Annotated in this window: 8 protein-coding genes; 6 read left to right on the forward strand and 2 right to left on the reverse strand. The window is 47.0% G+C overall.

What is annotated here, in order from left to right; all coding sequences use genetic code 11:
• The first annotated feature begins 107 nt into the window (after window positions 1–107).
• Window positions 108–1085 carry a TRM11 family SAM-dependent methyltransferase gene (locus ACTHPG_RS01755; RefSeq protein ID WP_440387362.1) on the forward strand — a complete coding sequence of 326 codons (978 nt, stop codon included), beginning with the start codon at window positions 108–110 and terminating at the stop codon, window positions 1083–1085.
• 163 nt (window positions 1086–1248) lie between these two features.
• Here ACTHPG_RS01755 and ACTHPG_RS01760 read toward each other — a convergent pair whose 3' ends face one another.
• Window positions 1249–2205: a D-2-hydroxyacid dehydrogenase gene (locus ACTHPG_RS01760; RefSeq protein ID WP_440387363.1), complete on the reverse strand. Its 957-nt coding sequence runs from the start codon at window positions 2203–2205 to the stop codon at window positions 1249–1251.
• 206 nt (window positions 2206–2411) lie between these two features.
• On the opposite strand from ACTHPG_RS01760, the gene thpR reads away from it, so the two are divergent.
• Window positions 2412–3014 (forward strand): RNA 2',3'-cyclic phosphodiesterase, encoded by a 603-nt coding sequence (gene thpR / locus ACTHPG_RS01765; protein WP_440387364.1) that lies wholly within the window; start codon window positions 2412–2414, stop codon window positions 3012–3014.
• A gap of 131 nt (window positions 3015–3145) precedes the next feature.
• On the forward strand, window positions 3146–4003 hold the full coding sequence (locus tag ACTHPG_RS01770) for a cell wall hydrolase (protein WP_440387365.1): 858 nt from the start codon (window positions 3146–3148) through the stop codon (window positions 4001–4003).
• Window positions 4004–4279: 276 nt separating this feature from the next.
• Here ACTHPG_RS01770 and ACTHPG_RS01775 read toward each other — a convergent pair whose 3' ends face one another.
• Entirely contained in the window at window positions 4280–5494 is a 1215-nt protein-coding gene (locus ACTHPG_RS01775) for an MGDG synthase family glycosyltransferase (protein ID WP_440387366.1), read from the reverse strand.
• A 378-nt stretch (window positions 5495–5872) separates the two neighbouring features.
• Between ACTHPG_RS01775 and ACTHPG_RS01780 the strand changes: the two genes are divergently transcribed.
• The 3 genes from ACTHPG_RS01780 to gltB all read left to right on the forward strand — a co-directional run bounded on the left by ACTHPG_RS01780 (window position 5873) and on the right by gltB (window position 14214).
• Entirely contained in the window at window positions 5873–6454 is a 582-nt protein-coding gene (locus ACTHPG_RS01780; protein ID WP_440390084.1) for a TetR/AcrR family transcriptional regulator, read from the forward strand.
• Window positions 6455–6660: 206 nt separating this feature from the next.
• Window positions 6661–8943: a YhgE/Pip family protein gene (locus tag ACTHPG_RS01785; RefSeq protein WP_440387368.1), complete on the forward strand. Its 2283-nt coding sequence runs from the start codon at window positions 6661–6663 to the stop codon at window positions 8941–8943.
• Between the two features lie 672 nt (window positions 8944–9615).
• On the forward strand, window positions 9616–14214 hold the full coding sequence (gltB, locus tag ACTHPG_RS01790; protein ID WP_440387369.1) for a glutamate synthase large subunit: 4599 nt from the start codon (window positions 9616–9618) through the stop codon (window positions 14212–14214).
• Window positions 14215–14302: the final 88 nt, after the last annotated feature.

A 14302-nucleotide genomic window follows, 5' to 3' on the forward strand; every position in this document is an offset into this window, starting at 1 on the left:
TACAATGACTACCTGAAGCTTGCGTAACAGCCGATATTGGAAGTATCTACAATGAGCTACTATTTATATAGAAGGAACATGATTAATGAAGGAAGGAGAGGGTGATTTTGCCTGATGAAACACTTGATACATATTCTATTTCTGCGAAATACCTCTACACCTTTGCTTGTCACGAGAACGAGCGCGAATTGTGCTTGCTGGAGCTGAAAACACTGCTTGAACCGACTTCGGAGATCCGTATGGATACGGGGGCGTATGTGCGTTCTGAACGACGTATACCACCTGGACGCAGTCCTTTTATCCATGGCAGATTAGATGTGATCGGTGAAGGAGACACGGTGACAGACCTGCTTCCCTTTGCCCAAGAGATCCTGCTGCTGCCAGAAGAGACATTTAAGGTAGTTTGCCTGAAAGAAGGAGATCATGCCCCGGATTATGCACTTTCTCGTCAACTGGAAAAAGAAGTCGGCATGTGCATTAAAGGAAAGGCGCAGATGAAGGAACCTCAGGTGACTTTCGGCCTAATCCGAACAGGAGAAAAATGGATCTTGGGCCAGTGGACAGAAGCGGACCGATCATGGCAGATTCATCGGCAGAAACCACAAAATTACTCAACTGGACTTGGCATCACGCTTGCCAGAGCACTGGTTAATATTGCTGTTCCAGACGTGGGAAATCATCGGTTGCTTGATCCGTGCTGCGGTATGGGCACGGTTGTTATTGAGGCTTTATCCATGGGTATTGAAGCGAAAGGTAACGATCTGAATCCGTTGGCTGTCCGAGGTGCGCGTATCAATCTGCCGCATTATGGATATGAGTCGGATCGAATCACATTGGGGGATATGAATGATCTGAAAGAGTTGTATGATGCAGCAATTCTGGACATGCCCTATAATCTCTGTTCTGTACTTCCAGATGCTGAGCAACGAGCCATGCTGGAGAGCTTGCGCAGGTTGACAAAGCGGGCAGTGATTGTTTCCACAGCGTGGGTAGAAGAGCACTTGCTGGAAGCGGGGTGGGCGGTAAAAGAGTACCGAACTGTACACAAAGGCACGTTTATACGTCATATTTGGTTGTGCGTGTAAGCATAAATAACAAAACTCTACCTCTAGAGAAATTTCAGAGGTAGAGTTTTTGTTTATTTCGTACATATTAATTGACGAACCGTCTACACTAAAAGGTAGAAGACAGAAATAACCTTATGAAGCAAGTGATTTGCACAATATTGCATGGGAACGGATGTTTGTGTTAATATTTATGACTATAATCCACCAGGTTAAGCGGAAGTGTCTGGCCAGCTACATAAGCTTCCAGATTTTTGACGAAAATATCGAGGGCGCGATCCGTGTATTGCTCTGTACTTCCTGCGATATGTGGCGTCATTAAGACGTTATCCATACCCCATAACGGGTGGTCTGCAGGAAGTGGTTCTTCTTCGAACACGTCCAGTGCAGCGAAGGCAATCTGGCCGTTCTGGAGTGCATCTAGCAAGGCTTCCGTTTTCACACTTGGGCCCCGGCCCACATTGACGAAGCAGGCACCGGATTTGAAATGCTCAAATGCAGTTTGATCATATATATGCTTGGTTTCATCGGTCAACGGTAAGATGTTAATCACATAATCACCTTGATTCAAGGCTTCATGCAACCCGGTCATGTCATACATTTGATCCACGTTGGGGACATCTTCACCTGAGCGACGAACTCCGATCGTGCGCATGCCGAGTGCTTTGAGAATGCGGGCTGTTTCGGTTCCGATCTCACCTACACCAACGATGACTGCTGTCTTGCCGTGCAGTTCTGGCAGTGGTTTGGCGGGAGCCTTCCATTCGGACTGCTGTTGATGCAGCATGGCTTGTCTCAGCCAGCGACTGTGGGACAACATCATGCCAAGAATAATCTCGGTGATTGGAATCGCGTGAACTCCATTTGCACTGGTGACCTGAACGTTCTTGTGCTGCAAATCTCCGAAGGGGAGATTATCCACACCAGCGGACCAGACCTGAACCCACTTCAACAGGCTGTCCTTTTTCAATGCATGTTCGGTGACAAGGGGTGACCAGCCGAGAATAATCTCAGCCTCTTTTAACTCAGCGGGGTCCAATTCCTTGGCTTTTCCGAGTTTCAGGGTGTATCCCGGTGCAGCATTCTGAATGCGTTGTTGCTGTTCTTCAGTTAGAGATGGAAAACATACAATTTTACCCATAATGTGTGGTCCTCCTGAGACAAATAGTTTGATCAATTTGATAATTAAAGTGTATCAGATTTGATGTTGGATGTGCATAAGGTGGGAAATGCAGGAATCTAGCCTTATTTGCAAATGGTTAACTTTGTGTCACTCTATACTTACCCAACTTGAAACGATATGTATAGTTATGAAATAATAGAGCGAACTTTAGAGAGGTGTATGCAATGAATAACCAATCACATCAGGATCATGCATCCCGACGGGAAAGATTGTTTGTGGCCATTCGTCTTCCTGTTGCTGTACAGCAGTCTCTTCAGATGGATGCGAGGCTTGTACAGAACAAGCTTGATTTTCGTAAATGGACAGATCATAGAGATTATCATATAACCTTGCAATTTCTTGGGGATACATTCGTTAGTGACATTGGGCATCTTCGTAAAGCCCTACGCTCGGTAGCCGTTGAATGCCAGGCTTTCGAACTCCAGCTTTCGGATTGGGGTACATTTGGACTTGAAGAAGCGCCTAAAGTTCTATGGAAAGGTGTTAGCGGAGAGGTTGATCGTTTGATATCATTGCAAAAACAAATTGTACAGGCTACATCGACCCTTGGATTTGAAGCTGAATTAAGACCTTATGCTCCCCACATTACCATTGCCAGAAAATATCTGGGACAGATTCCAGGTAATGAAAATAAAGGGATATCCGGAGTGCTTCCCGAACATTCCACAGGAGTTAATTCATGGATGGTGGAGGACGTTGTACTTTATGTGACAAGGCTGGGACAATCGCCAATGTATGAGGTAGTGGATACGTTTTCTTTTTCCTGATAATCATTTTTATGCCATAAAATCACATTGACATTACGTTTATCCCTATGTAATATTAGCCATCGTTATTCAAATTCTTTTTTTTTGGGTTACTTAGATAAGGGAATTGTTTCGACAGGAGGAATCTTCGAATGAACATTATAAGCAAGAATCGTTGGGTAGCACCGATGTTATCAGTGCTGCTTGTATGTATAGTGGGGGTAAATGTCGTTCAGGCGACGGGGAAGTGGAATGAAGCTAGTGATAGTAAACAGATGACCGAGCTTGCGGCTTCTGTGCAAAATAACCAAACATCTGCGCAAGATGAGAGGCGCATGATGGAAGATGGGACAAGTCTGTCTTCTAATCTGTCTGCCCACACCGTAGCGTGGACTGAATCACTGCCAGCCAAGAACTGGCTGACGACTGCTGAAGAAAAGCAGAAATTGCAAGAAGCCAAGGCCAAGAACAAAGCTAGAGCAATAGCTGCGGCCAAAGCCAAAAAAGAAGCTGCACTGAAATTGGCCAAGGTGAAACGTGCCAAAGAAGTCGCTGCTGTAACAACTCCCCCCCAAAAACTATACTTTACGCGGACCAAACTTTTGAGCCAGGATGAATCGAAACTTGCAACCTGGTCATACAGTGTGTCCGATAAAGAACTGCATCTGCTGCAAAAAATCGTCATGGCAGAAGCGGAAGGTGAACCGTACGAAGGCAAGGTGGCAGTTGCCAATGTTGTCTTAAACCGGCTGCGGTCAGCCAATTTTCCCGATACCATTTACAAGGTTATCTATCAGAAATCCCAGTTCAGTCCTGTAGCGAACGGACGTTTGAAACGTGTGGTTCCCAACGAGGACAGTATCAAAGCAGTGAATGCTGCACTGAACGGGAAGAAGGAAGTTGCCGATGATACGTATTATTTCTTATCACTGACACTTGCCGACGATCTGACAGTTGCCCGCTCGCAGAAAAAAGTAAAAACGATCGGTCATCATACTTTTTACAAGTAATCGACCTGTAAATTCTGCAAACAGGCAGGGTAGTTAACTGTGTGTACATCACATGGCCCTTTTTTAAAGCCTGAATCGTAGTTTTATTTCGTTATTTAAAATATCGTTATACTCTAAATTACCCTTTTTTCTGCCAAATCATACGGTGGAATCAATGAAAAATAAAAGAAGGTTCCCTTCCGAATTTTTGGAAGGGAACCTTCTTTGTATATGAAGATAACTTGTCTCGTCCTCTATAACACCTCATGAGAGCTATTCTATAGGCCCATAGAGACGTCAGAATGGTATTCTGGTACCTGACAAGGACGTGGCAGCGATTCCGGCTGAGAAGCGTTCCAAGGAGGTTGTTGTGACCTCGGGTGTAGTTGGGAACAATAAGTCATGAACAGCTTGAGCACAGCACTTCGGATCATAGACCGAATGCTTACCTGAATTACGCACTACGTTCAGCGGGCTTTCAGCTTGAGTGGATGCCTGCTCACATAGTTGTCTGAAACGTTTGGTAATCACGTCTGCAGAATGGATGACCTGGCCGTATCCGGCTTGTACAAAGTATTCACAGTTCTCTTCCTCTTGACCCGCCAGCGGAGGAATAAACAGCATGGGTAACCGTTTAGCCAACGCTTCGGTACATGTCATGCCACCAGGCTTCGTGATCAGCACATCGGATACATCCATCAGTTTGCTGACTTCACGTGTATATCCGAGAATACGAATATTGGGATGCTGGAAGCAAGGCATTTCTTTCATCTTAGCAATCATTTTCTCATTGCTTCCCAGACAGAATACCAATTGAACACGATCTGCCCAAGACGTGAGAGCTTTCATATGATCCTCATCAAAAGAAAGTCCCCATCCACCACCCATAAGTAAGGCAGTAGGCATGTTCTGAAGTCCCATCTCTTCTCGCAGTCTCACCTTGTCTCCTGTTTCCCAGAAGTCTGGATGCACAGGGATTCCCGTAATCTGAATATGGGATGGATCGACTCCCCGGATTTCAAGCAATGCTTTGACCTGAGGGGTAGAGACCAGATATTTGTTCACTTCCGGATTGATCCACGTTCCATGCACGTCATAATCCGTCACGACGGTATAGAGCGGGATATTCAGTCCCTGACGCTTGAGCCGGGAGATGACCGCATTCGGAAAAGGATGGGTACAGATTACCGCATCCGGTTTGAGTTGAGATACGACTTGTGCCGTCTGTGTATAGAAAATTCGGTGCAACGCCAGCTTGGTAAAGCCGTTTAATGATTTGTTATACTGTGTGCGGTACAACAGGCTAACCAGTTTGGGTTGAACCGACAATGTCTTTCGATATGCAGAAAAAATTAGCGGAGCTACCGTCGGATTCAAAAATTTGCCTAGTTCAATGACACGACTGTGAACATGTGGACTGACTTTTTTGATGCCATGTGCCAGCGCATGAGCGGCCTGAGTGTGACCGGTACCGAATCCTTCCGATAATAAGAGCACTCTTGGTTTTCGCATGAGTTCACCTTTATTCATAAGTTTAAATTTAAAATTAAGATCGTTATTATTATTCTAGCTATGGATTACGTTACTACATGAATATACATTGAAGCGCAGAATCATGTTTCATCCATGAATATTTACACCATATATCTTATTCTGAGACAGCCTGACTTCATTTATATGCGTATTGTTTGAGTCATCTTACACTATAGACGACGACAGAAGGAGTTTCCACTGCATTTCGGTTAAAAAAAATTAACACAATTTTTAAAATGTTAGGGTTGCAATCTGTTTTCCAAGGTGGTAATGTATATTTTGACCGAATGACCAAATTGTATTTCTGGTCATTTATGTAGAGCGAATGGATACCGAATGAGTTAAAGGAGGGATATGATGGCTCCGATTGACAGGAGACAGCAGGTTATTCATGCAGCAGCCCAGTCGTTTGCCATGTTTGGATACAAAGCAACCACGATGGATCAGGTCGCCAAGATTGCGAATGTTGGCAAAGGAACGATCTATACGTTTTTCACCAATAAGGAACAATTGTTTGATCAGATTTTGGTAGAAGTGATCCAGGAAATGAAGAACATCGCGCATCGTGAAGTACATCAGGAAAGTGCTTTTTTTGATAACCTGTTTCGGGTGTTGGATGCATTGTTGGAATTCCGGCGTGATCACGATCTGCTGGTTAAGTTATCACAGGAATTGAAGGACTTTGGAACACTGCAGGCCAAGGAAGGTTTGGACAAAGTGGAGAAGGTTATTTCCGACTTTCTGGCCCGGGAGCTTGAGAAAGCGAAAGACAATGGAGAGATTCGGGATTGTGATCCACAAGTTGTCGCTTTTATGATGATTCGCTTATATATTGCACTCACCTCAGACTGGAACAAACAACATCAACCGCTGAGCAAAGAGGAAATCAAGAATTACTTTCGCCTTTTCTTAATGGAAGGAATTGCTGCTATAACGTAATCCAAATTTAATCTACTATAAATAAGGGTTATTATGTGTGCATGGCAGCGAGGCTTGTCGGAAGACAGGTTTGTTTTTTTGCTCTAAAGTGACCATTTGAGGAAAGTGGTCAGTCCGTGTTTCGGTAATTTTACTGAAACGCAACATTTTATTTCATCATTGTTATTCCTGCTCAAGGAGCAGAGAGATTAAGGGGAGAAAATGACATGAAATCTTTATCCGTGTTTTTCAAGGATGTGGGATCGGCCGTGAGAAACCCGAAGGTGTTGATCCCTGTTATTGCAATTATGTTTATACCGATCCTGTATAGTGGAATCTATCTGGCGGCTTATTGGGACCCGTATGGTCATGTGGATGAGATGCCGGTGGCTGTTGTCAATCTGGATAAAGGCGCTGAGCTGGAGGGGAAATCACTTCATGTAGGTAGCGATCTGGTAGATGAGCTGAAGAAAAATGCAGATTTCAAATGGGACTTTGTCAGTGCGAGTCAAGCCAGAGAAGGTATGAGTAACGACAAATATTATATGCAAATTACAATCCCGGAGAACTTCTCGTCTCAGGCAACAACGTTGCTCGATGACAAGCCCGCGCCGGCTGACCTGATCTACGAACCGAATGGCAATTACAGCTTTGTCGGTGCGCAGATCGGCAAGACCGCGATTAAGGACCTGAAAGCAAAAGTATCAGCCAAAGTAACGGAATCCTATGCAGAGACCTTGCTCGACAAGTTCTCCGAAGTATCGGATGGTTTGGCTGAGGCAGGCGATGGAGCAGGTGAACTGAATACGGGCGCAGGCAAACTGGATGATGGTGCGGTGAAGCTCAAGGATAACCTGGCGAAGCTCGCATCCGGTACGCTTGAACTTCAAGAAGGACTTTCTCCATTAAGTGATGGCGTTAACGCGTTGCATACGGGCGCGACGAAGCTTGAAAGTGGAACAACGAATCTTGTGTCCGGTCTGCAGCAGCTTCAGGCAGCCGCTTCAAGTCAGCTTCAGAGCGGAGCAGATAAGCTGAAGGATGGCAGCGCCAAGTTGGAAACTGGACTCCAGTCTTCACTGGATGGCACAAGCAAGTTGCAGGCTGGTTTGAAATCGTCAGAACAGGGCAGTGCGAAGCTGTCTGATGGTCTGCAAAGTGCCGTTCAGGGCAGCGGTACTTTGGCAACAGGATTGCAATCGGCCGTAGACGGCAGTGGCAAGGTAGCTGATGGCGCACAAGGCGTAGCTGCCGGATTGAAGCAGCTTGCTGCATCGAACCCGGAACTGGCTGAAAATGCGGATGTGCAGAAACTGCTTGCCGCAAGTGAAGCGGTTGCCGATGGCAGTGCGCAATTGCATGACAGCGAGCAAAAGCTGGCACAAGGTGCAGATCAACTTCATCAGGGCAATCAGCAGCTGGCTGCGGGTGCAGCTGAGCTTCATGGAGGCCAGGAGCAACTTCTTGCTGGTGCGAACCAGCTGGTGGATGGTCAGAAGCAATTGCTGGCTGGTGCAGGACAGCTCAGTCAAGGAGGAGCACAACTCTCCGATGGTCTGAAGCAGTTCAGCGGCAAATTGGGTGATGCTGCAAGCGGCGGCACGTTGCTTGCAGATGGTGCCAAGCAGCTGGGCTCAGGTACAACAGCGTTGCAGACAGGTGTAGGTAAACTCAGTGGTGGTGTTCATTCCCTCACCGATGGTTCCAAACAACTGGGCGATGGCGCGGGCAAACTGGCTGACGGTCTTACCGAGCTGAAAGATGGCTCAAGTGAACTGGCAACCAAGCTGAATGATGCTGCACAGAAAACATCAGAAGTGAAGAAAACGGATGATGTGGTGAACATGTTTGCTGAACCGGTGAACTCCTCGGAGAACACGGCAGAGAACGTAAGCAATTATGGTACAGGATTAACACCGTTCTTCCTGTCGATCGGTCTATTTGTGGGATCGTTGATTTCCACGATCGTATTGAAAATGCGGGAAACGTCCGTACCTGGTGCAACAGGCTGGAATCGTTTTGTCAGCCGGACACTGGTATTCGGCTCCGTGAGTATTTTCCAATCGGTTATCGTGGCAAGCTTCATGTTGTATGGTCTTGGACTGGAGACGCATAGCGTAGGTCTGTTCTATCTGTTTACCATTATTACAGGGCTGACCTTCATGTTGATCGTTCAGGCGCTTGTCACCTGGCTGGATCTGCCTGGACGTTATGTTGTCATTCTGCTGCTGGTCTTCCAACTTGCGGCTAGTGCAGGAACATTCCCGGTAGAACTGATTCCATCTTGGCTTCAGGTGTTTAGCCCTTGGTTGCCAATGACACACAGCATTATGGGCTTCAAAGCCGTTGTATCCAGTGGTAATCTGGATGTGATGTGGCATCAGGCAGGCATTCTTAGCATCTATGCAGGTGTATCCATTCTGCTGACGCTTGCTTACTTCCTTTGGAATGGCAGACGTCCGAAAAAAGAAGTCGAACAGGCTGATTCCGGTCAAGTTGTGACGGCATAAGTCGAACTTGATCCTCATCAGGGGGATATTTTTGAAAAAAAACTTTATATTTATGTAGTGAAATTATGCAATATAGTAGTCAAATAGTGCAAATAGCCTGCAACCCCAAAATGGGGTTGCAGGCTATTTTGTATACAAATGCATAAAGAAGTAAAGATTCGCTGGCTTAAGCAGTGAGAATTTGGTGGAATTATGGATAAACGCAGGCTGTATATGGAACGATTTTCTTCCGTCAGCAATTTAATTCAGTTGTACTCTGCCTTAAAAAGTGTATAATTATTCGAAAAAGAGATGAATTTAAACGTCATTGCTGTAAAGCTGTACTGCAAAACATTTCTTATCAGAGGTATTAAAAAGTTTAAATTGCGCGGATGTTAGGTCGGTGTTAAAATAATAGAACTATATCAAAAAAACGTCGCTTCATTTCAGTAGCCGTGCCAGCGGCTGCGTGTTGATTTATACATGCTGTTTGCCGGATCGTCCGGATCAGCTCATCTCATTTAATGGCTTCTGCCCAATAGCAGGCATTATTTTTGACAGTCTCATGCTGTCACCTCTTCTATCTAGCAGGCTCTATCGCAAGCGAAAGGCCAGCTCCTCCCGTTTCATTGTTGCCTGTTGCCTATGTTCTTGATCTTTCCGAAATACTTCATTATAGAAAGGTTGCGTTCCATGAGACACATCGGATTACCTCCAAAACAGGGTCTGTATGACCCGCAGTTCGAAAAAGACGCATGCGGAATGGGTTTTGTTGCCAACATCAAAGGAGTACCTTCACACGATATCGTTAGTCAGGCACTGACCATGCTCAGTAACATGGAGCACCGTGGAGGACAGGGAAGTGAGCCGAATTCCGGTGACGGAGCAGGTATCCTGATTCAGATTCCACATCGTTATTTTGCACAGGAAGCGGAACGTCTTGGTTTTGCATTGCCTGAACAGGGCTTCTATGGTGTAGGGATGTTGTTCCTTTCTCAGGACCCTGCCATCCGTAGTGCACACGAAGAGAGCCTCAAGAAGATTATTGAAGAAGAAGGGCAGACGTTCCTCGGTTTCCGGGATGTTCCTACTTATGACGAAATGCTTGGCCGTTCTGCACTTGCAGCGAAACCTTATGTACGTCAGGTGTTCATTGGAAGATCGGCAGATGTGAAGGATGAGCTTGGATTCGAGCGTAAGCTGTATGTTATTCGCAGACGCGCTGAGCTGGCTATTCGTTATTCGGCAGATGAAGCGGAAGGCGGTTCATTCTACCTGCCAAGCTTGTCTTGTCGCAAAATTGTATATAAAGGCATGCTGACAACAGAACAGGTGGGAGAATTCTATCTGGATCTGCAGCAAGACCTTGTTGAATCGGCTATTGCTCTCGTGCATTCCCGTTTCAGTACGAACACCTTCCCAAGCTGGGAACGTGCTCACCCGTATCGCTTCATGATCCACAACGGTGAGATCAACACGATGCGTGGTAACGTGAACTGGATGCATGCACGGCAGTCTTTGTTCGAGAGTGAATTGTTCGGTAACGACATCGCCAAAGTGAAACCGGTCATCAATCCGGACGGTTCGGATACAGCGATGTTTGATAACACGCTGGAGTTCCTGTATCTGAGTGGTCGATCCCTGCCACACGTGGCGATGATGATGGTTCCTGAACCTTGGAGCACGGATGAGGGCATGGACCCTGCCAAAAAAGCATTTTATGAATATCACAGCACGATGATGGAGCCTTGGGATGGACCAGCAGCAATGGCCTTCACAGATGGTTTGCAAATTGGTGCAACACTTGACCGTAACGGTTTGCGTCCAGCTCGTTATTATGTAACCAAAGATGACCGTATTATCCTGTCCTCAGAAGTTGGGGTACTTGATATCGCGCCGGAAGAGATCCTGTACAAAGATCGTCTGCGTCCAGGCCGGATGTTGCTTGTGGATACACAAGAAGGCCGCATCATCTCGGATGAAGAAGTAAAAGCAATCATTGCAGCCGAGAACCCGTATCAGGATTGGCTTGATGAGCATTTGATGGATCTGAGTGAGCTGCCGGAAGCACCGGAACTTCCTGATCCAAAACATGATAACGTGACCCAGCTTCAGCTGGCATATGGTTATACATTTGAAGAGCTTCGTAAGATCCTGGAGCCTATGGCAACAACAGGTATGGAAGCTACGGGTTCGATGGGTTATGATGCACCGCTGGCTGTGCTGTCGGATCGTCCGCAGCGTCTGTACAACTACTTTAAACAGATGTTCGCCCAGGTAACCAACCCGCCAATCGATGCAATCCGTGAAGAGATTGTAACGTCTACGGCAACAACCATTGGTCCTGAGCGCAATTTGCTCAACCCTGAACCGGAGAGCTGTCGCCAGATCCGTCTGGATACACCGGTATTGTCCAATGAAGACTTCGCAAAGATTCGCCATGTGCGTCGCCCAGGCTTCCGCTCCATGACGATTCCAATTTTCTTCACCGCTGCGGAAGGAGCAGAAGGACTGCGCAAAGCGATGGATCTGCTCTTCGAAGCTGCGGATCGTGTCATTGACAAAGGGCATAACATTCTGATCCTGTCTGACCGTGGTGTGGACGCAGAGAATGCTGCCATTCCTGCATTGCTTGCTGTAGCAGGTCTGCATCACCATCTGATTCGTCAGGGAACCAGAACAAAAGTCAGCATTATGCTTGAATCGGCAGAGCCGCGTGATATTCACCACTACGCGTTGCTGCTGGGTTACGGTGTAAGTGCCGTGAACCCTTATCTGGCCTTTGAAACGCTGGATGACATGATTCAGCAAGGGTTGCTGCGAGGCATCTCGCATGAGAAAGCAGTGAAAAACTACATTAAAGCAGCTACCAAAGGTGTTACTAAAGTGTTGTCCAAAATGGGGATTTCTACGATTCAATCGTATCGTGGAGCTCAAATCTTCGAAGCGGTGGGTCTGAAATCAGACTTCGTTGACCGTTACTTTACCTGGACACCTTCCCGGATTGGTGGAATTGGGTTGGAAGAAGTGGCAGCCGAAGCGCTGACACATCATAACCGTGCCTTTACGGAAAAAGACGGTAACGATAAAGTATTGGATTCCGGTGGGGATTATCAATGGCGTAACGACGGAGAAGAGCATCTCTTCAATCCGCAAACCATTCATACCCTGCAACACGCAGTTCGTACTGGGGATTACAAGCTGTATAAAAAATATTCCAAACTTGTGCAAGGGGAGAATGATCAACTGTTGACCATTCGATCCATGCTGAAACTGAAACCCGTTGGAGATTCCATTCCACTCGAAGAAGTTGAATCCGTAGAGGATATCATGCGTCGTTTCAAAACGGGGGCAATGTCCTTCGGTTCGATCAGTAAAGAGGCGCATGAAGATCTTGCCATCGCGATGAACCGTGTTGGAGGTAAATCCAATACCGGTGAAGGTGGAGAAGATCCGGCTCGCTTCATTAAAGATAGTAACGGGGATTCCCGTCGCAGTGCGATCAAACAGGTAGCATCCGGACGTTTCGGTGTTACATCGAACTATTTGGTTAATGCCGACGAAATTCAGATCAAAATGGCGCAGGGAGCAAAACCGGGTGAAGGCGGACAACTGCCAGGACGCAAAGTGTATCCTTGGGTTGCAGAAGTCCGTGGTTCAACACCGGGTGTAGGTCTGATCTCGCCACCACCGCATCACGATATCTACTCGATCGAGGATCTGGCAGAGCTGATCTATGACTTGAAAAATGCCAATCCGCGTGCTGAGATCAACGTGAAGCTCGTATCGGAAGTGGGCGTGGGTACCATTGCGGCAGGTGTAGCCAAAGGGCGTGCCGATATTATCCTCGTCAGCGGTTATGACGGTGGTACAGGTGCATCACCGCAAGGTTCGATCCGTCATGCGGGTATGCCGTGGGAACTGGGTCTTGCAGAGACACATCAAACGTTGATGCTGAACAATCTGCGTGATCGCGTCGTACTCGAAACAGATGGCAAAATGTTGAATGGCCGTGACTTGGCGATTGCAGCCCTGCTTGGTGCCGAAGAGTATGGTTTCTCTACAGCACCACTCGTTGCACTTGGCTGTATCATGATGCGTGTATGTCAAATGGATACCTGTCCGGTTGGTGTAGCGACACAGAATCCGGAGTTGCGTAAAAATTATATGGGTGATCCCGCTCATGTGGTTAACTTCATGCGATTTGTCGCAGAAGATGTGCGTGAGATCATGGCTGATCTTGGTTTCCGTACCATTCAGGAGATGGTCGGACGTACAGATTGCCTTGAAACGGTAGAAGCCGTAGATCACTGGAAGAAAAAAGGTGTGGATCTGTCTGTATTGTTACACGTGCCTGAAATGCCGGAAGGCTCTGCACGTTACCGTACACAGTATCAGAACCACCAATTGGAAGAAACGCTGGATATGCAGCAATTGCTGCCACTCGCACAGTCTGCTATTGAATCCGGTCAACCGGTTGAAGCGGTACTTCCAATTACGAACGTTAACCGTGCAGTAGGTACTATCTTGGGCAGTGAGATCACACGTAAATACGGACTCGCAGGATTGCCTGAGGATACGGTTAAATTCAAATTTATCGGCTCTGCCGGACAAAGCTTTGGGGCCTTTGTACCTAAAGGCATGACCTTGACCGTTGAAGGCGACTCCAATGACTATGTGGGTAAAGGACTGTCCGGAGGCAAATTGATTGTGATGCCTTCTCCGAAAGCAACGTTTGAGGCCGAAGATAACATCATTATCGGTAACACGGCTCTCTACGGCGCAACAAGCGGTGAAGCGTATATCCGTGGTATTGCGGGTGAGCGATTTGCGGTACGTAACTCGGGCGCCAAAGTCGTCGTTGAAGGTGTAGGCGACCATGGTTGTGAGTATATGACGGGTGGACGTGTCGTTGTACTCGGCGATACAGGTCGTAACTTTGCAGCCGGGATGTCCGGAGGTATTGCTTATGTGTATGATCCGGAAGGCACATTCCTGCAACGTTGTAATCTGGAAATGGTTCTTTTGGAGCGCATCGAAGATGTGGCCGAAAGCGCAGATCTGCGTGGCATGATCCAACGTCATGTTGCCAATACAGGAAGTGCTGCCGGTCAGCGTATTCTGGATAACTGGCAAGATGCAGTGAACCAGTTCGTTCGGGTTATTCCGAAGGACTTCAAGCGCATGACCGAGCAGATTGAACGGGTTCAGGCGACAGGCCTGACTGGGGAAGCAGCGTTGCTTGCAGCGTTCGAAGCAAATATGCGTGAACTTGCGCGTGCTGGGGGCTAATAACTACCTGGTTCAAAGGTGAAAGTGCATGAACAGGTTGTATGAAGAATAATAGGAGCTATATGGTTGCCATTTTGGCACCATATAG

This window comes from Paenibacillus sp. SAF-068 (genome assembly GCF_051967555.1).
Lineage (GTDB): Bacteria > Bacillota > Bacilli > Paenibacillales > Paenibacillaceae > Paenibacillus.